This is a genomic window from Micromonospora sp. WMMD714 (assembly GCF_029581315.1).
GTDB lineage: Bacteria > Actinomycetota > Actinomycetes > Mycobacteriales > Micromonosporaceae > Micromonospora > Micromonospora rifamycinica.
Genome location: NZ_CP120744.1, coordinates 4,453,300 through 4,478,749, shown reverse-complemented (window position 1 = coordinate 4,478,749; position 25,450 = coordinate 4,453,300). Strand labels below are relative to the sequence as shown.

The following is a 25,450-nucleotide window of genomic DNA, read 5'->3' as shown; positions in this document are numbered from 1 at the left end:
ACGGTCCCCGGGGCGTGCCGGTTCACCCCCGATCGGTGACCGGTCGCGGGGTGCGCTGTCGACGGCGTGGCGGGCTGCCGGGGCGGTCCGCTACCGGGGCGGGTGTGGTGGACCGCGCGCCGGGCGGGTAGACCGGCAGTCCGGGGAGTCCGGTGACCAGGATGTCACCGAGTCCCGGCACGACGACGGTGTCCGGCAGGACCACCCCCGCCAGGACCATCCCCGCCAGAACCGCGCCCTGGGACACGGTGCCCGACAGGACCTGACCGGGCGGCACCGTGCCCGGCGAGACCGGACCGGCCGACGCCGTACCCGGCGGGACGGCGGCAGCCGGAGCGGCGTCCCGACGGACGACCGGGGGGACGGCGGTGCCGGCAGGTAGGTCGCCGGTGGCGACCGGGGCCGGCTCCGGGCGCGGTCGGTGTCGGGCGTTCGGCTCCCGCGTCGGCAGCATCCGGCTGGCCCCGTCGACGGTGACGACCGGGGTGTCGGCGGGGGCGAGCGCGTCCAGGGCACGGGTGGTGTCGTCGACCGTCTCCGGGTCGGTCGCGTAGCTGTCCAGCGAGCCGGGTTCGGCCCGGTCGACCAGCGCCGCGAAGTCACGGGCCGGGAAGACGTACACCGGCGCGTCGTCCGGGGCGGTGAACGCGTCGGCGTCGACCACGAACCGGCGTACCACCGGACCGTCGCCGGAGGACAGACCCACCTGCGCGAGGTGGTCGGCCATCCCCCGGGCCACCCCGTACGCGGTCTCCGGCCGGGTGAACACGGCGACGGGGGCGTACGGGTCACCTGTCGTGACCTGTACCCGTCCGGTGGCCGGGTCCTGGTACAGGTCGGTCGACACCGCTTCCGCAGACCCGCTCTGCTGCCCCCGGGGCACCTCGACGACCAGGTGCAGCAGGACCTGACCGGGTCCGGGCCGCACCGTCCCGGGTCCGGTCACGCCCGCGGCGGACCGGGCCGGGGTGGCCGGCCGGCGGGCCCCCGCAGCCGGCGCGTCGAGGACCCGGTTCGACACCGCACGCGGGTCGCCACCGGGAGACTCCCGGTTGGCCAGCCGGACGAAGTCGTCCCGACCGGCCGCGATGCCGGCGCGGACCTGTCCGGCGAGGCCGTGCATGGCCCGCAGCCGGGGCAGGTCCGGTTCCCCGCCGTTCCAGAGGGCGCTCATCTGCTGCAGGGTGCGCAGCAGCGTCATCCAGTCGGCGAGCGGACCCGGCGCGCCGGGGATCCCGGCGAGGGCGCGGCGGCCGGGGTCGCGGCTGATCCGGAACGTGTCCAGGGCGGCGGTCGCCGCGTCGAGGAGCCCGTCGAGCATCGCCTCCCGGGCGTCCAGGGCAAGCCGGTCGAGCTGCACGTCGGTGCGCAGACCCACCACCGCCAGCGCGTCGTCGAGCCGGGCCAGCTCCCGGTCTGTCGCCGCCAGGTCGGGGCGGGGACGCAGCCAGCCGGCCAGCGCCCCGACAGCCCCGGCCGCCCGGTCGAAGGCCTCGAGATCAGCGGTGCCGGCACCGAGCCCGCCGACCACCTCGTGGTACGCGTCGAGCGCCGCAGCGGCGGCCCCGAGGGCGCGTGAGTCCGCAACCGGTTCGGGGCCCCCGGTCACGCCGAACCACAGCGCCCCGAGTGCCTGGGTCAGCAGCTGCCAGCCGTAGACCTGCATGATCGGCCCGTCCAGCGCGATCCCGGTGGCGGCGCGCAGCCGGGTCAGCTCGGCACGGAACCGGGCCAGCGCCGCGACGTGGTCCGTGTCGTCCAACTGGTGGCCGTCGACCAGCGGTGTCAGGTCGAGGTCGCGATGGGCCGCCGGGGCCAGCTCGATCAGCGGTGTCAGGTCGACGATCGCGTCGAGCGTCCCGGTCGCGCGGGTGACCAGCCCGGCGACCTCGACGTCGCCGGTCCGCCACTGCTGCGCCCACCGGCCCACCAGCCAGCGGAAGTCGTCCAGCACGCCACGCACCTGGGCGGCGTGAGCCGCGAACGGGGCGGCCAGGGCCGGCGTGACGAGCACCGGCAGCAGCCGGACCAGGACGCCGCCGAGCTGGTGGACCACGACCGCCGCCGCGGTCTCCGGTTCCCCGGCGGGCAGCCCTTCGAGGGCCTGCCGCGCCTCGGTGACGCGCAGCAGCACGTCGTTGCGGAGGTCCCGACCGTCGTGGACGCCGCCGACCGCGCTGCCGGACGTCGGGGTGTCGGCGTACACCGGGCCGGGGAGCACCCGGCGCAGCGACAGCTCGACCTGCATCCGGACCTGCTCGCGGACCCCGTCGACGACCCCGTCGAAGGCGGTGACCTCGACCAGGACCCGGACCGGGAGCATCCCGGCGGGGAGCCGGGCGTCGAGCTGGCCCCGGAGGAAGTCGGCAGCGGCGTCGGCGAGGACGCCGGCCACGGCATTGTCCCGGGAGTCGGCCAGCAGCTCCGGGGGCACGCCCAGCACCAGACCGAACTCCACCGCCGTGCCGGCTGTCGCCGGCTGCGGCAGGCCGGCCAACCAGGAGGTGACCAGCGCGGCCCGCCGGGCGATCGCGTCACGGGTCGGTCCGGTCAACACCGCCCAGTCAGCTACCGGTTCGGCCGGCGCGAGCCGCTGGTGGTCCCCGACGGCCGCCGACGACGGGGTGTCGCCGAGCAGTTCCAGGTCCCACGGCCGGCGGAGCAGCTCCACCCGGTCGAGAACCGCCCGGACGGCGTGCTCCGCGGCGATCCGGACCGGGGCCTCGACGTCGAGGCGCTCGGGCCGGGTGCGCCAGCTGCGTTCCAGCTGGGCCGCCCTGACCGGCGGCACCGTCGGATCGGCTGCCGGAGGCTGCTGTCCCGGCTGGTCCGTCGTGGTCTGCGGGGCGAAGGGCGCGACACCGATCGGTCGGAACTCCGCGTCCACCGCACGGTACTCCCCGTCGGCGTCCGGTTCGCCGACCAGCACCGCCAGCAGGTGGAGGTGCCGCGATCGCAGCCCGGCCCACCGCATGCCGCGCAGCTGGTCCTTCTCCTCCTCGGACAGCGCCGCCCGTTCCTCGTCGGACAGGGCGTCGGCGGGACGACCCCCGAGGTCGCCGAGCAGGCTGCCCGGCACGTGCGGGCGGTGCGGTGCGGTGTCGTCGCGGTACTCCTCGCGCAGGCCGAGCTGGTGGGCGAACTCGTGTACCAGGTCCTCCTCCGAGGCGTCGCGACGCCAGTGGAACTGGTCGGTCGGCCCCTCGTCGATCACCTGCACCCGCAGGTGGGCGTCGTGCGGGGCGGCGGCCCGCTCCACGGTCACGTGCAGCAGGTCGCCGGCCCGGTTGGGCAGCCGGTACGCCGTCGTGTCGGCGCTGCTGTTGAACACCCGGTTCACCCCGCGTTCGAGGGCGGCGAACATCGCCCGACCGGTGTCCCCGTCGAGCCACACCCGTACGGTCAGGTCGGTCACCGGCTGGCCGCCGTAGTGGAACCGGCGGGCCGCGAACCACGACACGACCTCGTAGCGGTCGTCCCGGGCGGGTCCGGGCCGGCTGACCGGGTCGACCCAGTGGTGCTCGCGGACCGCGACCTGTGCCATCGCGCGCCGGATCGTCCACTCCAACGGCTCGTACTCCCCGCGCGGCACCGTGCCGGGTTCGGGGCGGGGCGGGGCCTCCTCCACCTCGTCGGGCTCCGGCAGCAGCGGGTCCGTGGTGCCCTGCGGCTGTTCCGGTACCGGGGGCGGGGCGGTGACCACCGCGCGCAGGTCGGCGGGGACGGCACTCGTGCGGCCCTTCTGGTCCGGCCGGAACACCCGCCATCCGCCGAGGCCGTCGGCGGTGGAGACCATCCGGGCCGCACCGGCGCGCGTCGTGATGTCGATGTCCGCCCCGTGGGTCAGGACCACCGGTGTGACGAGCAGTCCCGGCTGCTCGGCCACCGCCTGTCCGAGCACGTCGACCAAAGTCTGCGCCGCCGCGTGCGGCAGCGGGTGCCCGACGAGGACGAGACCCTCGACCGGTGTCGACTGGGCGATGACGGTCTCGACGACGGTCGTCGCCCAGCCGGGCAGGTACGTCGGCGCGTCGGGACCGGCGAAGACCAGCTGGCGGCTGTCGGCCGCCCGGATCAGTGGCACCAGGTCGAGCACGTCGAGGTCCTCGGTGCCGTAGAGAGGGGGCAGGACATGCGCCACGCCGGGCGGATACAGGTTCAGGTGGACCGTCATCGGTTCCAGCAGGTCGACCCGGTCGTCCAGCGGGACGAGCACCCCGTCGGGGTCGACACCCCGCCGGATTCCCCGGTCGCTGTCGGCGTCGTACACCGCCGGCAGGAACTCCAGCCAGGGCCGCGTGCCGTCGGGCCAGTCGACCCGCAGCTCCCCCGCATCCGGATCCCACCTCGGCGTCGCCTCCTCGGCCAACGCGTACACGGGACGGCCGGTGAGGTCCGCGAGGCGTTGCAGGAAGACGTAGTGCTCGGAAAGGCCCACGTGCTGGACGACCCGGATCGCCGTCACCTCGTCGGAGACCGGCAACAGGGGGCGCAGCGACCAGTCCGTCGCGTACAACGGCAACTCGACGGTGAGCAGGCCGGGCGGGCCGGCGTGCCGCCACATCGGCCAGAGGTCCCGGTCGGGCAGGGCCAGCTGGACGCCCGCTGGCCGCTCCACCGCCGTGCCGGTGACCAGCAGCGCCTCGTCGAAGGCCGCCCCCGCCTCCCGGCGCAGGACGGCTGCCTCCACCTGGGCGGTGGCACCGTCGACGTGCTGCGCGCCGAAGTACCGGACCTCCAGCACCATCAGCGGCAGCGCGCCGTTGGACGTGTCGAAACCGTCGATCACGGTCATCCCGCCGTACCCGAGACGCTGCCGCACGTCTCCGCGGAGGTAGTCGATGATCGACTGCTGCTTGTTCCCGTTCCTCTTGTCGATGAAGGAGACGTTCTGGAAGAAGTCACCGACCAGCTTGACCCCGGTCCTCAGCTCGAAGCGCTCTTCGAGATCCGGGAACCGGTCCATGAACGTGCCGCGGAACAACTCCGCGATCTCCGTGAAGTTGTCCTGGAAATAGGCCCGTGCCGCCGGGGACAACGCGTCGAGCAGCACCCGCATGTCCTGCCGGGACAACGCCGCGACGTTCTCCTTGACCAGACCCCTGTGGAGCCAGGCTCCGGCGACGCCTGCGGTGTTGGAGTACAGCACGGTGGCGAAGCCGCGTAGCTCCGCGACGTCCCGAGGACTGCCGCCCCCGTCGGCGAAGTGGTCGGCCACGGTGTCGGCGAAGGACAACGCGTCCTCCAGGTGGGGGCGGGCGTAGGAGGGAGACACGCTCGTCGGGCTGCGCCAGGTGTGCCGGGCGACGTAGGTCAGGAACGAGTGGGCGCCGGCGAGCGGAACCCCGATGCTGTGGTGCACCCGGGCACCGGGCTCGCTGTCCGACGGGCGCGGGCCGACGGTCGCCTTGCGCCCGAGCGGTGTCAGCACCACCTGGGTTAGGTGGCCGGCGGCCTGCACCGTGCCCAGGAGCTGGGCGAACGGGACGGGCCCGGTGAGCGCCGACAGGGCCTGGCCCAGCGCGGTCATCGCCGGGTACAACGACTCGCCGCCGTGGTGGGCGTCCACCTCGGCGTCGGTGTCGGGTACGACGCCGACGATGACCTCCAGGATGGCCACGACCTCCTTGGTCCGCTGCGGAGCCGGTCGCCGGTAGAGCTGGCCGTCGCCGCTGTCGCGGAAGTAGGTCTTGGTCTCCACCTCGATGGCTACCGTGCCCGCGGGATCCTCGGCGAGCGCGCTCGTCCGGGCCTGATGGGGCAGCGTCTCGGCGGTGGCTCCCGTGAACATGTCGGCGGCCGCGCTGAGGTCGAGCATCTCGAAGAACTCGAACTCCGTGCCATGGCCCAGGAAGGTCCGGTTCACCGGCGCGTCCACGATCGCCCGCGCCACCGAGGTCGAGGCGACGGGCGCGGGCGTCCCGGCGTCGACCAGCGCCGCCGGATCGACAGTGCCGTCGGGATCCACCAGGACCGCACGGGCGGCGACCTCCGGGCCGAGGGCGTTGAGCCGGGGCAGCCGGTTGTCCGCCGCGGCCCGGGGCAGCAGCACCGCGCCCCGGTCACCGCCGAACTGCACCCACCACACCGGATCGGTCTCCCGGTCCAACCGGTACCCCGCGAAGGCGTGCCCGGGGGCGCTGCCCGCACGTTCCAGCAGGACGAAGACGGCGGTGCCGGGCACGGCGGCGACGAGCGCCCGCTCGACCTGCGCCCAGGAATCCACCACCGCCCAGTCGGACCGGTCACCGGCGAAGTCGCCGGCCCACCGGGTGCCGATCGTGGCGTCGTCCCGGGTCCGACCGACCCGCAGGCCCGGCCGGACGAACCCGTCGATGCCCGGATGCAGGACGGCCGCGAACCGACGGGCCAGAGCCAGGCACGACAACGGATCCTCGGGCGGGCGCCAATCCGTCACCGAGCCGGTCGGACGGACGGCAGCCTGCACGTCCTGGGTCTCCTGCACGGCCGTCTCCAACCCCGCCAGCGTCAACGGATGCCGTCCCCGACCGGTCGGCCGGGGCACGCCGGCATGACCGCCCGGATGGCCGAGGACGGCACCGTCGGACCCGGCGTCACTCTCGGCGTCGCTGAGCAGGGAGTCACTGCCCGCGTCGCTCGGCACAGCGTCGCTGAGCACAGCATCGTTCAGCACGGCGTCGCTGAGCACGGCGTCGTACCCGGGGTCGCTCCCGGTCGTCGTGGGTCGGCGGGTCGCCGAATCGGTGCTCTCGCGCCAGTGGCCGGCCGTCGGGCGGGGCAGGTCGAGCGCCTCCTCCCGGGTCCGGGCCAGATCGAGCACGTCCGGTTCCGGGAGCCACGCCCGGTAGTGGCCGTTCGCCAGGTAGAGCAGCACCGGTCCCTCGCTGATCCGGGCCTCGGCACCGTCGAAGCGCGGGTTGTAGACCGTCCGGATCGACCAGCTGCCGACGTTCGCCTGCGCGTCGTCGGCGGCCTGATCACGGTCCGCCGCCTGCGCGTCGTCGGCGGACCGGGAGCCGTCGGTCGGGTCGCCGGCCGGACGCGCCGACGGGACGGGGGTGGCCAGCACCACCGGTCGGCGCAGCGCCGCTCCGACCAACAGGACGAGGTAGTCGCCGGTGTCGGCCACCCAGTCCGCCTGCCACCTGTTGACGGTCCGCGCGAGTTGGACGCGTACCCGCCGCTGTCCCCTGACACCCCGGCCCAGCAGTCCGCCGTCGGCGATCACCTGTTCCACCTCGGCGAGCCGGCCGTCGACGAGCAGGGTATGGATCTGGGCGCGCAGGCCGTCGGCGACCCGCAGGACCAAGGGGCGCAACCGGGAGGGCAGGGTCACGTCGAGGTGCCCTCGGGCGTCCCGCCAGGCCTGGATCTCGTCGAGCTGCCCGTGGTACCCGTCGGGGAGCAGGCCGCGCACCTCGGGCAACGCGCTGACGACCACGGATTCGAGCAGGCAGAGGCCGTTGCGGTTGACGTCGACCACCTCCCCGGCGGCGGGGGGAGGAAGGGCGGTGAACTGGTTGTCGGTGACCTCACGGCCCAGCGCCGGTGGCGGAGTAGGCCCGGCCAGGGCTGCCGCTGCCACCGACCGGCCCGGCGCACGGTCGTCGACGACCGGCACGACCGGCACGACCGAGTCAACCCGGTCAATCGGCTCGACCGGATCAATCGGCTCGACCGGGTCACGCCGCTCGGCCGCCGGCGGGGCGGGTCGTCCACCGGGCGGCGTCGGATCGGTGCCGTCGGTCGGGGGAAGCAGGACCGGGTCGGCTACGGAACCCCGGCCGAGGTGGCCGGCGGCCAGCGCCACCAGTCGTTCGACCTCGGCTCGGGCCTCCCACCAGCGGCGACGGGCCGACGCCTCCGCCTCGGCCCGTTCCGCCGCGTTCGCGGCGGCCGCCCTGGCGACCGCGTCGGCGGTGCTGCCGGCGTCCCCGGGGAACTCGGCGACCAGGGCGATCCGTTCCAGCTCCCGCCAGGACTTCAGCGCCTTCTGCGCCTGCTTCGCGGCGTGGACCGCCTGCTCCAGGAGCCCGGCCACGACCACCCGGTCGACGGGCGCGCTCCCGGGCGCGTCACCGGCCAGCAGGTGGTCCAGGGCTTCGGCCTGGTCGACCAGCACCGGTTGCGAGTCGGGCATGGTCACCTGCAGGGCGGTACGGCGGGTGCCGGTGAGGTCGGTGTGCTCGGCGACGACGATCGTCTCGGTGGTCCACCACACCTTGGCCCGCGCGCCCTCGTCGTCCAGCCCCAGCCGCAGCACGTCGGTCCGGTGCCCGGCGGCCTCCTGTTGGCTGGCGTTGCCCGGCACGGAGACCCCGAGCGCCGGCACGACCCCGACCGAGGTGCCGAGGGTGTCCGGCAGGGCGGCGTCGGCGCGGGCCACCAGGCGGGCGTCACCGTGCCGGCCGGCCCCACCGACACCGGAGCTTTCCTCGGCGGGCACGAGCACGGTGTCCAGCCGTACCGCGGTGACCCGGGTGTGCAGGACGAGCCGGTACCCGTCGGCGAGGGTGATCTCGTAGGGGCCGGCCATCCGGTGTGGGGTGGCGGCCCACAGGTGGGTCCGTCCCAGCAGGGTCATCAGCTGGTAGTTGAGGGTCGTTCCGGGCATCCCGATCGTCGCTGCGGTGCCGACGATCCGCAGCGCCCGCAGCGCGGTGGCCTGGAGGGCGGCGGCTCCGTTGAAGCCGAGCACCGCATACCCGTCGGGCACCGGCACGGCGCCGTCCCGCCAGGCCAGCCAGTTGTCGGCCGGGATCGGCACCAGCCGCAGCGGCCCGTCCGTTCCCCCCAGGGTCAACGGGGCGGCGGTGACCGCGGCCGGGTCGGGCAGCACGGTGGCCAGGCCGGCCGGCCGGTAGGTGAGGTTGAGGTGTTCGGCGGCGGTCTCGGTGCGCAGCGGCACGGTGATCTCGTGCCGGCCGATCTCCTGGCGGCGACGGTGGGCGGTGAAGACCAGCCGTTGTGGCCCGTAGTCGACAGGCAGCCAGGGGCCGGGGGTCTCGACGGCGGTGACCGCCCGGCCGAGGGTGACGTCGCTGGAGCGGCCGGCGGCGGTACGCCCCAGCGCCCCGAGCGCGTTGAGCGCCGCCCGTTCGCCGACGTGCGCCACCGGGACCACCTCGTCGGTGACGGCCTCGCCGGACTGGCGTCCGCCGCCGACCTCGCTGACGGTGCTCAACTCCAGGTTGCTGGCGCCAGCCCGCAGCTCACCCACCTGTGGCGGGTCGGTGGCCGGTACCGCCCGGACGATGATCTGCACCGCCGGACGGCTGAGCAGTCCCGGGTAGCGCAGCACGAAGCTCAGGCCACCGTCGAAGAGGTCGCCCAGGTGCGCGGCCATGGTGACCGGGTCGGTGTGGTGCAGGACGGTGCTGATGTTCATGCCGGTGTTCCGGTCGTGGCCGACCAGTTCCATTCCCTCGTCGCCGCCGAGGCGCAGCGAACGCAGCCAGCCCAGCATGGCCTGACCGAGGGCCGGGACGTCCACCAGCCGGCTGGTCTGGTGCATCACCTGCGCCGCCGGCGGGGTGACCTCGCGCGGCAGCCGCCAGCCACCGGGGGTCGGGCCGAGGGCCTGCCGGTACTCCTCGGCCGAAATCTCACCCAGCAGCGACACGTCGCCCACCTGCCGGTAGCGGGTGAAGGACCGGTCGGGCAGCACCCACTTCGGTTCGGTGAGCACCACGGCGAGGTGGACCCGCAGTCGACCGTGCACACCCAGCAGGACGGTCCGGGACTCGGAGTGCTTGATGGTCCGTTCGACCTCGGCGACGGCGACGACCGTCTCGCCGTTGGTCCACTCGATCTGCCGCCGGCCGAACAGCCGCAGCGCCAGGGTCGCGGGGGGCTGGGTGGGGGTGCGGGCGGCCGGCTGGGTGGGGTTCGGGGCGGGTGCCTGGCCGCCCGGCGTTCCCGCACCCGCGTCACCGGGCTGGGCGGGGCCGCTGGGCTCGGCCGCCCGCCACGCCGCGCCGCCTCCGCCGACATCCAGCCGGAACTGTCCACCCCGGTCCGTGGCCGAGCGGCGGACCGCGTACCCGGCGACCGCGCTCTCGTACCCGTCGCCGGTGGCCGCACCGGACGGCGTCTGGTCGTGCCCGGTCACCTCGGCGAAGACGAAGACCGTGACGGGCACGTCGTCGCCGACGACCACGCTGGGGGCGTGCACCGGCTGGGGTTGCTGGGTGGCCGGGGCCAGCAACGCCGCCAGGTGGCCCTGGTCGACGAAGGCGTTGAGCCACTGGTGCAGGGGGGTGCCGGGGATGTCACCGCTGAACGCCGTGCCCCGCCGACGACCGCCGGTGCCGGACGGCAGGTGCCCGGCGTCCATGTAGTCCGCGGTGGCGCCCCGCAACGCGTCCAGCAGCTGCTCGCGCAGCGCGGGCAGGCCGTGGACGTGGTGGATGACGGTGTGCTGGGCCAGTGCCGCGCCGAGGTTGCGCAGCTGCTGCCGCTGCCGGGTCACGGCCGCGGGCAGCAGTTCACCGAGCGCCTCGCGCAGCACGATGCCCGCACCCGGCGCGCCGACCGGTGTGGGCAGCACGACCGGCTGCGGCTGCCCGACCGCGATGGTCTGGGTGAACGGCACCGAGAAGCCGAGTTCGAGGTCGATGGTGGCGTCGCCGGCGAAGCGCAGCGGCTGCGCCTGCACGGGGTGGTCGGCCAGCCACCGCCAGGCGTCGACGAGGAACCCCCGGTACTCGACGATGACCGACGCCGACAGCTCCAACCGGACGTCGTCGGCGAACACGGCGACCGCGCCACCGCCGATGCCGACGACGCCGGCCTGGCTGCCCTGGGTCACCTCGATGACGTCCCGCCAGACGCCCTGCAGCCGCAGCCCGATCCCGGCGGCGCCACCGAGCGCGTCGCTGCCCACCGACGCGCCCGCCTGCACGCCCGACGCGATGCTGCGGACGGCCCGGTTCGTCGCCGCCTGTGCCCGGCCCTGGCTGGTGCGCAGCTTCACCGTCGGCTCGTCGTCCTCCGACTCGCTCGACCCGCTGTCGCTGGGCTCGGGGAGGTCGGCGGTGACCGGGTCCGGGTGGGTGCCCCGCCGGCCGAGGTACCGGGGTGCGGTGTCCGGGTGGCGACGCCGGACCCCGATCCGCACCTCCAGCGTGCGGCCGGAGAAGATGTCCCGTACCCGCAGTTCGATCAGCAGGTCCCCGTCGGCGGTGGCCAACAGGCGTGCCGAGTAGCGGCTCGGGCTGTTCTGCGCCGCGAGGCGTTCCTCGTTGCCGAGCCGGTCCAGGGCCCGCCGGATCCGGTCGGTCTGCACCCGCGGGTTGTCCCAGTCGGGCAGGTACTGCCGGTACACCGCGTTGCGGTCGTCGTCGAGCAGCCGCCGCAGCCGGTCGGCGACCAGGCCGGCGACCAGGTCCCCGCCGTGCAGGAAACCGCGTCCGATCCGCAGCCGGTCGCCCTGCCACAGGTAGTCGGGCAGGGTACGCGGGTCGTCCGGGTCGTCCTCGACGGTGCCGGCGAGCAGGGCGACCAGGTCGCGGTCGGGCCGCGCCGACGGGGTGACCCCGGCGAGCGCCGCCGCGTGCTGCTGCGGCACGACCAGCAGCGTCCGCACCGACACCGGCTGCGACCCGCGCCGCAGCCCCCGGTACGCCAGTGACCGGATGACCGACCGGTGCATGCTCCACTGCACCGTGCCGGTGTACTCGGCCAGGTAGAGCCCCAGGGTGTGGTCGCCGGTCTCCTGCCCGGCGGTGGTCTCGACCTGTGGTGCGAGGGCCTGCGCCCGGCGGTCGACGACCGAGACAGCCGGTCCGGCGGAGAGCCGGAGCAGGCCGAACGCCCGACCGATCAGCACCGCGAGGAAGCCGCCCCGGTCCGAGGCGGACTGCACCGACTGGCCGGTGGTGACCGCGGCCGCCGCGCGCAGCAGTGCCGACTCGGGCAGCTCACCGATCGGGGTCAGCCGGGTGAGCCGCAGGGCGGGCCGGACCCCCTGGGCGTAGGCGGGCCGGCGCAGCCACGACGAGCTGGTCGCGGTCAGGGCGGTCGCGCCGGGTTGCACCGCGTCGAGTGCCCGCTGGCCGCCCCAGAGCCGCCAGACCCTGAGGTTGCTCCCCCGGCGGACCACGTCGGGGATGCCGGACTGCACGGTGGTCGGCAGGGCGCCGTCGTCGACGACCTCCACCGGGTAGCTCGCGTCCCGCAGGAACGCCGCCCCGGCGCGAGTCACCGTCAGCGCGGTGCCGTCGCTGATCGGCCGCATCGTGGCCAGCACCTCGGGGGTACGGAACCAGAGGCGGTCACCGTCGCCGGGCACCCAGGTGGCCGGTACGGCGGCCCAGGCCGGCGGGGCGGGCCGCTCGGTGATCTCGACCTGGACGAACACCGCGCTGCGGGTGAGGAACGAGTCGGGCACCCCGATCACCATGCCGTTGTCACCGGTGGTGAGGGACTGCCCGATCGTGCGGACCGCCCGGCTGCTCAGCACGCCACCCAGGACGGTCACCCCGACTCCCCCGGCGGGGACCGGCACCACGACCCGGGCGGTGGTGGCCTGGGGCTGCGCCCATGTCGACGCCGACACACCTGCGGTCCGCCGGTCCTGGACGCCACCCAGGCCGGGGGCGAGCCGTACCTCGTCGGTGTCGCTCGGCCGTGGCAGCAGGCGTACCCAGGCGAACCGCTTTTCCCGGCCGACCCGGACCGGGTGACCGGAGCCGTGGTGCAGGAACCCGGTGGGGTCGGTGGCCAGCGCGTGCAGCAGGGGCCGGGCGCTGGCCATGGTCACGCCCAGTGTGCCCAGTCGCCGGGTCACCTGGGTGGTGAGCCTGTCGCTCCACGCCGGGTGGCCGGTGTGCGGCACCCCGATCAGCAGCGGCTGCGCGGTGATCGCGGTCCGTACCGCGGTGACCTGTTCCGCCGTGGGTTCCCGACCGGGCACCTGGCGGGCCTCGCCGGTCGCGTCGAGCAGCAGCACCTGTGCCCGGCCGGTGGACAGCGCCTCGGTGAGGTCGGCGTCGCTGATCCCGGCGGCGTCGACCCCGACGACCATGAGCTGGGCCGGCACCGTCGCCAACCCGGGCTCGACGACGAACATGAGCAGATGTCCCGGCTCCTGCGCCCGGGGCAGGTACGCCAGCGCCAACGAGCCCGGGGCGGCGCGCAGCGCGGTGACGGTGGCCTCGACGTCGTGCAGCGGTTCGAACTGCCCGCCCAGCGCGGCGGCCAGGGTGCCGGGGATGGTCTCCGGGGTCACCGTGAGTTGCCCGCCGAGGGTGCGGGGTGTCCGCCCGAAGTAGCCGTCGACCAGCCGCACCATGGCCTGGACCAGGTCGGTGGCGTCGGCCACGACCAGCGCCGGGTCGCCGGTGGCCCGGGTGAGGCCGGCCGGCGACGGGGTGAGGAAGTCGGCCAGGTCCATCGCGTCGCCGTTGGCGTCCACGGTCAGCACGGTGGTGCCGGCGCGGGTCAGCGCCGCGGCGGTGACCGGGGCGTCGGTGGCGGACCGGGCGAAGACCCCCGGCCGGGCGGGGTCGACCACCCGGGGCACCACGGCACCGTCCCGGTCGTCGGCGACCAGCCAGAACACCCGGGCAGGCGCGTCCGGCGGCTGCTCGTGGACCAGGATCATCGCCCCCGGCCGGCGGGTCAACGCCTGGACGAGCGAACCGGGACGGCCGACGTCGGGTGCCACCGGCCGCCCGCCCAGTGCCCGGTGGAACCCGGCCAGGCTGAGCGTGGTGACCGCCGCTTCGGTCACCGGGAGATCGCCGATCCGCCCGTGCAGGACGAGGTGGGCGCTGGCCGCCCGGACCCGGGAGCTGTCCTCGGTGGCACCAGCCTCGTCGGTCTGCACCGCGTCGACCCACCCGGCGAGCCGGGCCAGGGACGGCCTGCCCCGGCGGACCTGCCGACCGGCCGCGAGGCGGGCCGCCGGCAGCCGGCGCAGCGCCTCCCCCACGGCGTGCAGCGCCGCCGGGGACGGGCCGGCCGCGGCGGCTGTGGCCCCTTCCGTCGGGCCGGTCGACACCGACGCGGTGTCGCCCGGGCCGGGTTCCGTCCCCGCCGCGCCGGTCGACGTGGAATCCGAGTCCCGGTCCGACGAGGCGTCCTGATCCGGCTCCCGGTCCGACGACGGGTCCTGGTCGGAGTCCGACGACGGGTCCTGGTCGGAGTCCGACGACGGGTCCTGGTCGGAGTCCGAGGGCAGGTCCGGGTCGGAGTCCGCCGGCCGCTCCCGGGCGGGGTACGGGGGCGGGTCGGATACGACCTGGCCGCCGAGCACCCGATGGCCGCTCGCGACGCGCACCGCTACCAGCCGTCCCCGCGCCAGCAGCATCCACGGCGGTTCGGTCAGCCCGTCGGGGTCGAGCGCGGTCAGCCGGTCGGCCGACTCGGCCTGCGGCCGCACGAGCGTCAGCGTGCCGTCGGGGGCACGGTGGACGAGGACCACGGCGTCGCCCAGCCAGACCAGGGCGACCGCGTTGTCCGGCAGCAGCCCCAGGGCCGTGACCGGCACCGGGGCGAATTGCAGCGCGTGCAGCCGTCGGGCCAGCAACGCCGGGTGCTGCCCCGCCGCTCCGGGCAGACCGAGGTGGGTGAGCACGCGGCCCACCGACCGTTCGCCGGAGGGACCGTCGACAGCGGCCCGCAGCCGGTCCATCCCGAACAGGGCCGAGGCGAGCCGGGCGGCCCGGTCCGCCAGGGTGCCGGCGGGCAGCCCGGACAGCCGGCCCCACAGGGTGACGCCGTCGGGCGGGATGGTCCCACCCCACTCCTGGCCCAGGTCGTTGACCGCACCCGCCAGCTCGGCCAGGTCGGCGGTGACCGCCGCGACGGCCTGGTGGAACAACGGGTACGCCTGAGGTCCCGTCATGACATCGGGAACGCCGGTGCCCGGCCGGGGACGGTGGGCCTGCCACTGCCCGTCCCCGGTGCGGACCAGCACCACGGCCGACCGCGCGGCGAGCGCCCCGGCGAACTCCTCCGCCGCCGTACCGGTGTCGAGCAGCACGACGACGGGGAGGCCGGCGGCGGTGTCCGGCAGAATCGCCCGGTAGACGTCGGCGGGCAGCGCGCCGCGCCCGTCGGGACGCCCGGTGGTCACCCCGTCGCCGCTCACCACGCCGGGTTCGACGAGGACGCCCCGTTCGCCCAGCAGCGGGCCCAGCCCCCACGCCCAGACCTGGTCGGGCATGACTCCCAGCAGCGGTCCGTCCCGGTAGGGGACCGCCACCAGCTGCGGCGGTGGCACGTCGTCGGACGGTTGCCCGGTGTCGGTGGCGGGGGGTGTCACCTCCCACGCCAGCACCCGCCGGGCGGGGAGCCGGCCGGCGGGGGTCGACGTGATCTCGATGGCCGACACGTCCGCGCCGACCCACCAGGCCGGTCCGACCGGTGGGCCGACCGGCACCGTCCAGTCGGGCACGAAGGTCCGGTCGGCCGGGCGGATCCCGTGCTGGCGCAGCGGATTGTCGGTGACGGGCTGTCCGACTCCGACGAGACGGGCCAGTTCGAGCATCGCGAGCCGCCGGTCGTAGGACAGGTCCTCGGCGAGTTGGGTCGGCAGGGCCGTCGCCAGCGTTCCGTCCTCGTCGCCCAGGATGTCGTGCCCGGCCTCGGCTAGGCTGTCCCCGTCGATGAACCAGCCGTGCAGGACCTGCTCCCCGTCCGGACCGGGTGCCGTCACGCGCATCACCGAGCCCTCCGGCAGGGTGTACACGTGGTCGTCGGCGCTGATCTCCTCGACGGCGACGAAGGCGACGTCGGTGACGGCGGGGCCGTCGGGCTGCTCGACGGCCCGGGCGGCCACCGTGTCGGCCAGGAACCGCACGGCGGCCCGGGGCAGCGCCAGCATCGTCGGGGCCGGCACGATCTGTTCACCGAGGGTCGGGTCCGTGGCGGCCAACCCGGCGATGACGTACGCCAGGTCTGCGCCGGTCAGCACACCGATCCGTCGTTCCTCGTCGGACCACGCGTAGGCCGTCCACGTTCCGGGGTCGCCGATCGTGGAGCGGGTCACCACCGCGAACACCGCCTCGAAGATCCCGGGGATCTCCGCGATCGACTCGACCTCGCCGGGCACCACGATGATCCGGGTTCCCTCGGGCAGCCGCTCCTTCAGGACCGCGACCGCTTCGGCCACGGGGAAACCCGCCCGGACGCCGTCGACGACGTCGTCCATCTCGGACGGTGGCACCACGGCCACCCGGGCCGCGGCACGCAGGGAGGCCGGCAGGCCGGAGCGACCGGGCGACCAGAGCACCACGCCGTCGCCGTACCGGTCGGCGGCGGGCACGGCAGACACCGGCATGCCCACGGCGAGCAGGGATTCATCCTCGTCGACCGGGAACTCCACGGCGGCCATCTCGGCGCCCAGCCACACCAGGGCCTGGGCGTCGTCGACCGCATCCGGGTCCACCGCCCAGCCCAGGCCGCGCCACGACGGGTTGTCGCGGACCGTCCGGATCAGGTCGTCGACGTGGGCGGCCGGGATCGGCAACCCACCCAGCGTCACGTGGTCCGCATAGGGCCGGCCCACGTCCGCCGCCCGCGCCGCCCGACCCAGGTCGGGTGTCCAGCGGACGACGGGGCCGGTGGCGATCCGGTCGCGGAGGAAGTCGCTGACCGGGGCGATCGTGGCCGGGTCCACCATGACCAGGTGAAGCTCCTCGCCGGACCAGCGCTGGAACCCCCGGACCTGGTCGACGGGAACCCGCAGGGTCAGGTCGTGCCGGTGCTGGTCGGAGCCGCCGACGAGGACCAGCCCGTCGTGGCCGGCCTCGGCCGCGAACGCCTCGGCTGAGGCCCACCGGTCCAGGTGGAGGTGGAGCTGACCGTCGACGACCACCTGCCCGTACGGTCGACCGAGCAGGTCGAAGACCGCGCGCACCAGCGCGGTCTGTGTCGGGGTCCGGCGGCGGGCCTCGGCCGCGCTGAGCACCACGGCGTCGAACTCGTGCCGGAGCTCGCGCAGCAGGTCCGCGCTGTCCGGGCCGGTCAGCTCCAGCTGCCAGCCGGGAAGCTGGTAGACGGCGGTCCAGCCGGCCAGGTCGGCGTCGGGCGCGAGCACGCCGACGCCCCGCTCCAGCAGCCGCTCGACGAACGGGCTCCCCTCCGGCGGCGACCGGTCGAGCAGGACGACCCGGGGATGCGCCCGTAACGCCTCGCTCGCGATCACCTCGTCGGCGGTCACCTCCCAGCCGTCCCCGGTCAGCCGGTCGCCGTCGAGCTGCCCGGCGGCGACGACCAACCCCCGGCCGCGCAGGTCCTCGCTCTGCGGGATGGTGACCGTCGCCCGAACCTCGGGCGGCTGGGGGACGAAGTAGACCATCGGATAATCGACGATTCTCCGGGCGGCCGCGTCGACCAGCAACAACGTCTGGCTCGGCGACTCGGCGGACTCGGTCCAGATCACCCCCTCCCGGGTGGACCGGCCGGCGAACAGTTCCTGCACCTGCGCCAGCGCGGCGGGCGACACCGGGGCGAGGCGGTGACCGGCTCCCGGCCAGGCACCCGGGGTCTCACCGATGCGCCGCGCAACCTTGTCCCGATGTGCCATCGCCAGCAGGAACTGGTCCCAGGGATAGGTCCGGCCCGGGTCGATCACGGCCAGCCAGGAGTGGATGCTCACCCAGGGCTCGGTCATCACCCGCCAGGTGTCGGGATGGTCGGCGGCGTACCTGCCGTCGAAGAGGAACTGCGCCCGGCGCGTCCCACCACTGGTGGTCTGGAAGGACTGCACCAGCTCCGGACGGGGATCGGTGATCTCGATCAGCACGCGGTGCCTCGGTAGCACGGCTGGATCGATCAACAGGACCCCGGCCTGCCGCAACTCCGTTCGGATGCTCGCGACGTCCCCCCTTTCCGCCCGGGCGAGCAGCAGCCGCACGGGTTCGGTCGGCGTGGCCAGCAGCTCGCTGTCGAAGATCTCGGCGAGCCAGTCGTCGTCCTCGTAGATCCGCAGGTCGGGGTCGGCGAGCAGCGCCTGGGCCAGCTCACGGCCCTCGACCGGGTCCGCGGCGTGCAGGGTGGCCCGGGCGAGCGCGTCGTCGAGTCGGGTGACGAGCTGGCTCACCTCGGCGCCGGTGACGGCACTGGTGCCGAGCACGATCCAGTGCACGTCGGCGGGCAGCAGCGTCGGCAGGACGACGATGGCGGAGGCCCGTACCCCCTGGATGAAACCGGAATCCACCACGGCGGCGTGGTCGAGGTCCGGGAAGAACAGCACCCGGGTGCCCCCGGTGGTCGGCAGCCGGGCCAGGTAGTCGGCCGCGGTGTGGCGGGTGCCGTCCGGGGTGACCAGCGCGTCGGACGACTCCGCGTCCAGCCGGCCGGGCTGTACGACGATCCGGTGTGCGCCCCGCCAGCCGTACCGGTCCACGTAGGTCACCAGCACCCCGGAGAGCAGCTGCCATGGACGCCGGGTGATCAGCTCGCGGACCGGTTCGTGCTGCCAGTAGTCGGCCAGGGGTGTGTCCTCGGGCATCTCGAGGAACGCGGCCAGCCCGGCGGCGTACGCCGGGGTATCCCCGAACGTCTCCCAGAAGGTCTCCCGGACCGCGGCGAGGACGCGGGCCTGCAGCATCCGGCGCTCGGTCCCGTCGAGCGGGCTGTCGTCGTGCTGGTCGGGCCGCTCGGCCAGGATCCCGGCGGTCTCGGTCTGCTCGGTGTCCTCGATCACGTACTGCCAGGCCCGGCGGACCATCTCGGGCGGGTCCGTGACCGGCTGGGCCACCGGGCCGTCGACGAAGTCGTTGCGCCACAGCGGGACCACGGTGATCAGGCGTGGGTCGATGTCGAGCGACGCCCCGGCCGGCGGTGCCACCAGCGCGTCCACCTCCAGCGCCGGCTGGCCCTCGATCGCGGGCAGCGACAGCCGGACCAACCGGGTGGTGTCGGCCGGGGCCGCCACGGTCAGCTCCACCGGAGCCACCCCGGTGGTGCCGGTCACCGTCGACGGCCATCCGCCGCGCAGCAACCAGCCCCGGTGCCCGCCGAGACCGTCGGCCAGACCGGTGTCCGCGACGGTCACCCGCCGCACCGGGCCGGGCGGGGTGGACTCCGCGCGCAGCGCCGTCACCTGCTGTGCCGCCGCCCCCGAGTCCGCCGTACCCTCGTGCCGCCGGTCCGGCGACGACGGCTCGTACGCCGGGGACGGGTCGCCGGCCGTGTAGTCGGGTGGCGCGACGTACGCCTGCCGGACCCGCTCGGGCAGGCCGGCGAGGTGTGCCCGGGACAGCTGCCCGGCGGGTGGTACGGGGAGCCGGAAGCGGAGCCGGGGTATCCGTACCGGCTCGACAGGCACCTGGGACTCCCGCATGACCACCACGCTCAGGTGGGCCGGTGCCGCCTGGCCCGCGTCCAGGCGGCGGCGTAGTTCCCGCTCGACGGAGCGACCGAACAACACTGCGTTCACGTCGTCGTCGCTGACCACGGTGAGCACCAGCGGCGCCCGCGGGTCGACGGCGAGGGGCGTCGTCCACGGCCCGCCGGTGTGCCCGCCGGCGAAGAAGGCGTCCAGCATCGCCTCGGGCAACACCCGCCCACCGAGCAGCAGCGCACGTTCGGCGTCGGCGAGCAGGACGAGCAGGTGCTGGCCGGGCAGGTCCACCGCGTCGACCTGCCGGATGAGCGTGGTCATCGTCGTGGCCAGGTCCTCGCCGTCCCAGGGCCACAGCACCCCCCGCCCCTTCGGGCTGCCGGCCACCCCTCGCCAGTCGGGCTCCTTGCCGCCGTCGCCGGTGTCGACCGTCCGGCCGCTGTCGAGGGTGTCGACGGTCCGGCCGCTGTCGAGGGTGTCGACCGTCCGGCCGCTGTCGAGGGTGTCGACGGTCCGGCCGCTGTCGTCGGGGACGCCGACCGGGGTGGCCGGGGTGACGAGGGCGTCGGGGACCCAGGCGTCGTAGTGGTCGCGCCCGTTGTAGAGCAGCCGCACCGGCGTCCCGTCGCCGTCCGGCCAGAGCACCGTCGCCGACGGCGGGTCGAGCCGCCCCTGCCACACCGGCCGGCCGAGCGCCGCACCGATCACCAGGGGCAGCACGTCACCGACCCGGCCACCGTGGTCCGGATCGTCCTGGCCGGGCAGCAGCCGCTGCCAGTCCCAGGTGTCGACCGCGTCGAGCAGGGTGGTCCGCACGTCGTATCCGACCGGGAACAGCCAGGTCGTGGCCACCTGGTCGAACAGCTCGGCCATCGCCGGGGAGGGGTCGGCCAGCCGCCGCATGATCTCGTCCCGCAGCGCCGTGTCGATGTCGGTCAGGTCGGTGTCGTGGACGCCCGCGCGGCGTACCCGCAGCAGCCGGTCCACCGCGTCCGACGGCATGCCCGCGATGTCGGCCATCGCCTCGGGCGTCGCGACGGCGACGGCACTGAGCAGGCAGAGCCCGTCGCCGATGATGCGGATCCGGTCCCACCCGGTCGGCGGCAGCGGGGCGTTGGTCAGCCGTACGCCGTCCGGGTCGGCGTCACCGGCCCGGCTGGCGTACCCGGCGAACGGCACGGCGAACGGCGCGTCCGACCGGTCGGGGTCGACGATCTCGTCGTTGACCACGTCCCACGCCCCGGTGCCCTCGGGCACGAACAGTGCCCACGGCCGACCGTCGACCGACACCGGCAGGTGCCCCGTCGTCCCGGCCACCACCAGGTCGCCCTCGGGCGCGAACACGTCGGTGTCGCGCAGGTCGGCCAGGCGCTGCACGGACCGCGCGCCGAGCCGACCCGCCGCGCAGGACAGCAGCGCCAGTCGCCGGCCGTCCCGCTCGGGCGACTCCAGCATCGTGTGCAGCTCGTCGACGCTCAGGGTCACCTCGCCGGTACGGCCGTCGGTGTGCCGCAGGGGCACCCGGAACCGGTCACCGGCCCCGTGCACCAGCACCGTCACCCCGTCGGTCGCGGCGGCTAGCCGGGGGTTGCGGGCCATCCGACGCCACTCCCGCTCCGACAGCAGGGCGATGCTCCCCGGTCGGCCGGGGACGTCGTGCGTCACCACCCGGCTGCCGCTGTACCACCAGGTCCCGTCCGGGTCCTGCCGCAGGCGGCCCGGGGCGGGCCGGTCGGCCCGTGCGGCCGGGGTGGACCCGGACGACCGTCGCCGGTCCCGGTCGGTACGGTCCTGGCCGGTACGCCCGGTCGGCGCGGTTTCCCGGCGACGGATCCGGTTGGCGTAGGCGGGCCCCGGCTCGGTCCAGAGCACCGCCCGGCGGCGCTGCCCCGGTGTCGCCGGGCGCTGCGTACCGCCGGGTGCCCTCGACCGGCCGGCACCCCGGCTGCTCTGGTCGACCCGCACCATCCGTGGCGGAATCCCCTCGGCCCGCAGTCGCGCCGCCACCGTCGTACCGACCAGTTCCGCCAGCGAGGCCGCCCGCCGCCGACCGGTGCGGTCGGCCCCCCGCCGCAGCAGCCGGCGGCCGTTGCCACCGCCCTCGATCCGGACCCGTACCACCCGGGGCCGGTCGGATTCCCACGCCCGGCGGGCCTGGGCGACGACCTGGTCGACGAACAGGTCGAGCTCGGGCCACTGCCCGTCCTCGGCGGTCCGCTGGCCGGGGGCGAAGTCGACGGTGACGGTGGCCACCGGGTCGGCGTCGTCGGGGGTGTGTCGGACCGCGGTGACGTCCCGGTCGAACCGGTCGCCGACCGTCGCCGCGACGGTGCCCAACCAGCCCTGCACCTCGTCGGGGTCCACCGTCGGGCGGGTCGCCCCCATGTACTGGGCCGAGCGGTCGTCGACCTGCCAGCGCCGGGCCGACTCGTTCCAGGTCAGTTCGCCACCCACCCGGGCGTGCCGCTCGATGGCCCGGCCCCGCGCGTCGAAGCCGACCGCGAGGCCCGCGTGGCCCTGCCCGCCGAGCTGTTCCCGCAACCGCTCGGCGGTCAGCTCCGGATCCTGCTGCCGCATCCCCGCCAGCAGGGCGCGGAAGTCCCGTGGCCGCAGCGCCGCGGCGGCGTCGGCCGCACCGAGGTAGATCTCGCCGTCCTCGGCCACCACGTAACGCCAGGACCGCGCCCGCGCCGGGTCGAGCAGGTGGGCGGGGAAGTCCACCAGCCGGTACCAGAGCGGATTGAGGCGTACGTCCCCGGCGTCGTCGCGTTCCCCCGGCGTGATCCGGGCCGCCCGCACCGCCGGCCCGTAGACCTCGTCGAGATCCACGCCGACCGGCGGCTCGTCCGCGACGTCGGCGACGGCCGGGGGGTCGTCAGTGGCCGGCGCCTCCCGAGCAGCCTGTTGGTCGGGAGTGGCGGGGGCGGGGGTGTCCGACCCGGCGGACGAGGCGTCGAAGTGGTCACGGTCGTTGTGGTAGACCGACACCGCTGCGGCGTCCGCCGGCCCGTACACCGCGCGCACCTGACCGTCGGCGCGGCTGCGGACACTCAACGACACGTCGAGCGCGAAGGCCAGCAGCGGAAGCAGGGCCACGCCCACCGGTTCCGACCAGGATCGGGACCAGTCGCGCACGGCGGCCAGGAGCACGTCGAACTCCTGGTCGGTCAGCGGCCCGGCCTGGAAGGCGTACCAGTCGAGGTAGGTGGTGCGCAGGTCGTCGTCGGTCGACTCCGCCAGGTCGGTGAACCCGTTGCGCTCCAGCAGGGCGATCCGGTCGGCGCGGGAGACCAGGTCGGGTTCCACCCGTTCCCGGTCGGCCAGCGCCTGGCGGAGTTCGGGGATCACCGTCGGCAGGGCGTCGCGGTGCATGGTCAGATATCCGGCGACGAGATCGATCAGGGCGTCGGCGGTACGGTCCATCGGCGTGCCGTCGGGCACGGACGCCATGCCCATGGAGAGCTGCTCGGCATGCCAGCTCACCGCCGTGCGGACGTCGTCGGGCTCCGCCAGCCAGCGCTCGACCTCCGGCGTCAGCGGACCGGCGTCCGCCAACCGGCGCGACACCAGCCCCGGCGCGGACGTCAGGACCGCGTAGGGAAGACACCGTCCGTTCGCCGGCACCCGCACCAGATCCGCCGGGAGCCCCTCCGGAGTCAGGGTGGACCGTCCGGCCGTCGGCACGGTCACCGGCTCGACGGGCTGGCTGGTCGTGGTGGGGTCCGGGGGTGTCGGGTCCGGCCGGGACATGCCGTACCGGCTGGTGCTGGCGGGGTCCACCAGGGCACTCACGGTCGCCGTGCCGCCCGGCACCGGCACCAGGTTGCCCTGCCCGTCCCGCACGATGACCCGGGCGCCCACCGGCAGTTCCGGCGGTTCGCCGACCGGCCGGACCCGTCGACCCTCGGTCGCCTGGGTCTCCACCCAGAACAGCTCGCCACCCTCGTTGACCAGGGCGAAGGCGTGCCGCGGGGCGTTCGGTGGCGCCACCAGCACCGCCGCCACCGCGTTCGGGCCGGCGGCACGGACCGGGCCGAGCACCTGCGCCCAGTCGGAGACCGGCTGCCACTCGGTGCCGAGCTGCGCGGCGAGGTCCCGCTCCGGACGCGCGGGGTCGACCGCCGTGTCGTCCCGGGTCACCCGGGGCAGGGCCGAGAACTCACCTACCACCGCCGCCAGCCGGATCACGCAGTCCAGCGCCGTACCGTCGTACGGGGGAAGTACCCCGGTCAGCCGCTGCTCCAGGACGGCCCCACGGCCCTGGACCAGCGTCCCGGTGGCGTCGGGCACCGCACCCACCGGCACCGGCTGTGGACCCGCCGCCGCTACGCCCGACAACGTACCGGGCACGGAGGGGTTCACCGGCTGCGCCCGGGATCCCGACCCGGCCCCCGACGGCGATCCGCCCGCCGCCTGCGCACCCGGCCCCGACCCGGTCCCCGACGGCGATCCGCCCGCCGTCTGTGTCCCCGACCCGGTCCCCGGCGGTGGGGTGGCGGATCCCGACCCGCCCGGCGCCTGTGCGCCGACCGGCTGCGGTCCGCCCGCCCGGGGGCCGGCCGACGAGGACAGGTCCACCGGCACGGACGCACCGGGCGCTGCCGACAGCTCCGGGGCGGCGGACACGCCGGGCATGCCCGACAGATCGGATGCGGTCGACAGGTCTGATGCGGTCGACAGATCGGTCAGGCCTTGGCTGCCACCGACGGCGAGCGGGTCCACCGGCACGGGCCCGGTCGGCTCCTCCGGCGGTGTCGGCACATAGTCGGCCGGCCGGTGCCCGGCCGGGTCGGCGTCGCCGGAGCCACCGCCGGCACCCGGACGGGCCGTCGGCCCGGTCCCGCCGGCCCCGGAGCCCGCGCCCCCCGCCGCACCGCCCCGGCCCGCACCGCCCGAGGCCGCACCACCGGGGGGCGTCCCGCCGGGGATCGCACCACCGGGCGTCATTCCACCAGGGATCGCACCGCCGGGGGTAGCACCGCCGACGCCGGTGCCGCCGGCACCCGCCTCGGGCACGGCGGCCACCGCCTCGGCGTACGACGGTGGTTCGTCGTACGCCGGCAGGCGGACCGGGTCGTACGCGGGCAACTGCTCGTCCGGCACCGGGTCCGCCAGCGCCGACGGGTCCGCCTTCCGGTCCCGGTCACCGCCGGTGGCCCGGTTCAGCTGCTGGCCGATGGCGGTGCCGGCGACACCCGCCACCCCGGAGAGCGCACCGGCAATGACGGCCGCCCCGTCGGCGTCCCACTCGCCGGTCGTCATGCCGTTGTAGACGAACTCGGTGAGCCACTCGCTGACGCCCTCGTTGGCGATCTCCTGGGCCGCCTCGCCGGGCCGGAACCCGTGCGGCTCCGGGGTGTTCGACGATGCCGTCAGCCCGACCCGCCGGCCGACGTTCGTCGACCGGACCAGCCGCTCCAGACCCTGCATGAGCCCGCCCAGGCCGAGGCCGACCGCGCCGCCGAGCGAGCCGACCTCGGCGGCGGCACGGGTCAGCTCGTTGTTCCAGCCGTCGCGGGTGTGGTTGCGGATCTGGTAGAGCTGCACCAGCCGGTCCATCACCGTCTGGAGGCCGATCCCGACGACCTGCGCCATCGCCACCTGGAACAGCACCCGGGTGGTGACGTTCTGGAAGATGATCCGCATGATCACCCGGCCGACCGCGAGCCGGGCCAGCGCGGCGGCCGGGTTGATCCAGGCGATCGCCAGGGCGGCCAGCAGTTCCAGCATCAACGCGAGCAGCGACGCGATGATCATCAGCTTGGCGTACTGCACCTCGGTGGCGGTGCCCCGGTAGCTGTCCCCCATCCGGTTGGTGTACTTCGACACCAGACCGAGGTAACCCGGGCTGTGCAGGACGTAGCGCTCCATCTCGTCGACGAAGGAGTCCTCGGCCTGCCCGTTCACCCCGGCCCGGTACGCCCGTACCCCGTCGCCGAACGTCTCGCTCGACGTGGCCACCTGCTCGGCGGCCCGCCGCAGCGCCTCGGCGGTGGCGAAGAGGTTGGTCTCGTCGGCCTTCGGGAACTTCTCGCCGACCAGGAACCGCAGGAAGTTGGCCAGTTCGGCCGAAACCTCGATCGCCACCGGAGACCACCCCTCGTCGTCACGCCGTTGTCAGGTGTTGCGCCAGGACACTGCCCGCCCACGCGCCGCAGCGCTGCCCGCCGG

The 25,450-nt window shown here is 75.1% G+C and carries 1 protein-coding gene; it reads right to left on the bottom strand.

Translation table 11 applies throughout. From position 1 onward, the window contains the following. Positions 1–22: 22 nt before the first annotated feature. Positions 23–25,366, bottom strand: a complete 25,344-nt coding sequence (locus O7625_RS19205; RefSeq protein ID WP_282340341.1) for a toxin glutamine deamidase domain-containing protein — start codon at positions 25,364–25,366, stop codon at positions 23–25. Positions 25,367–25,450 lie beyond the last annotated feature (84 nt).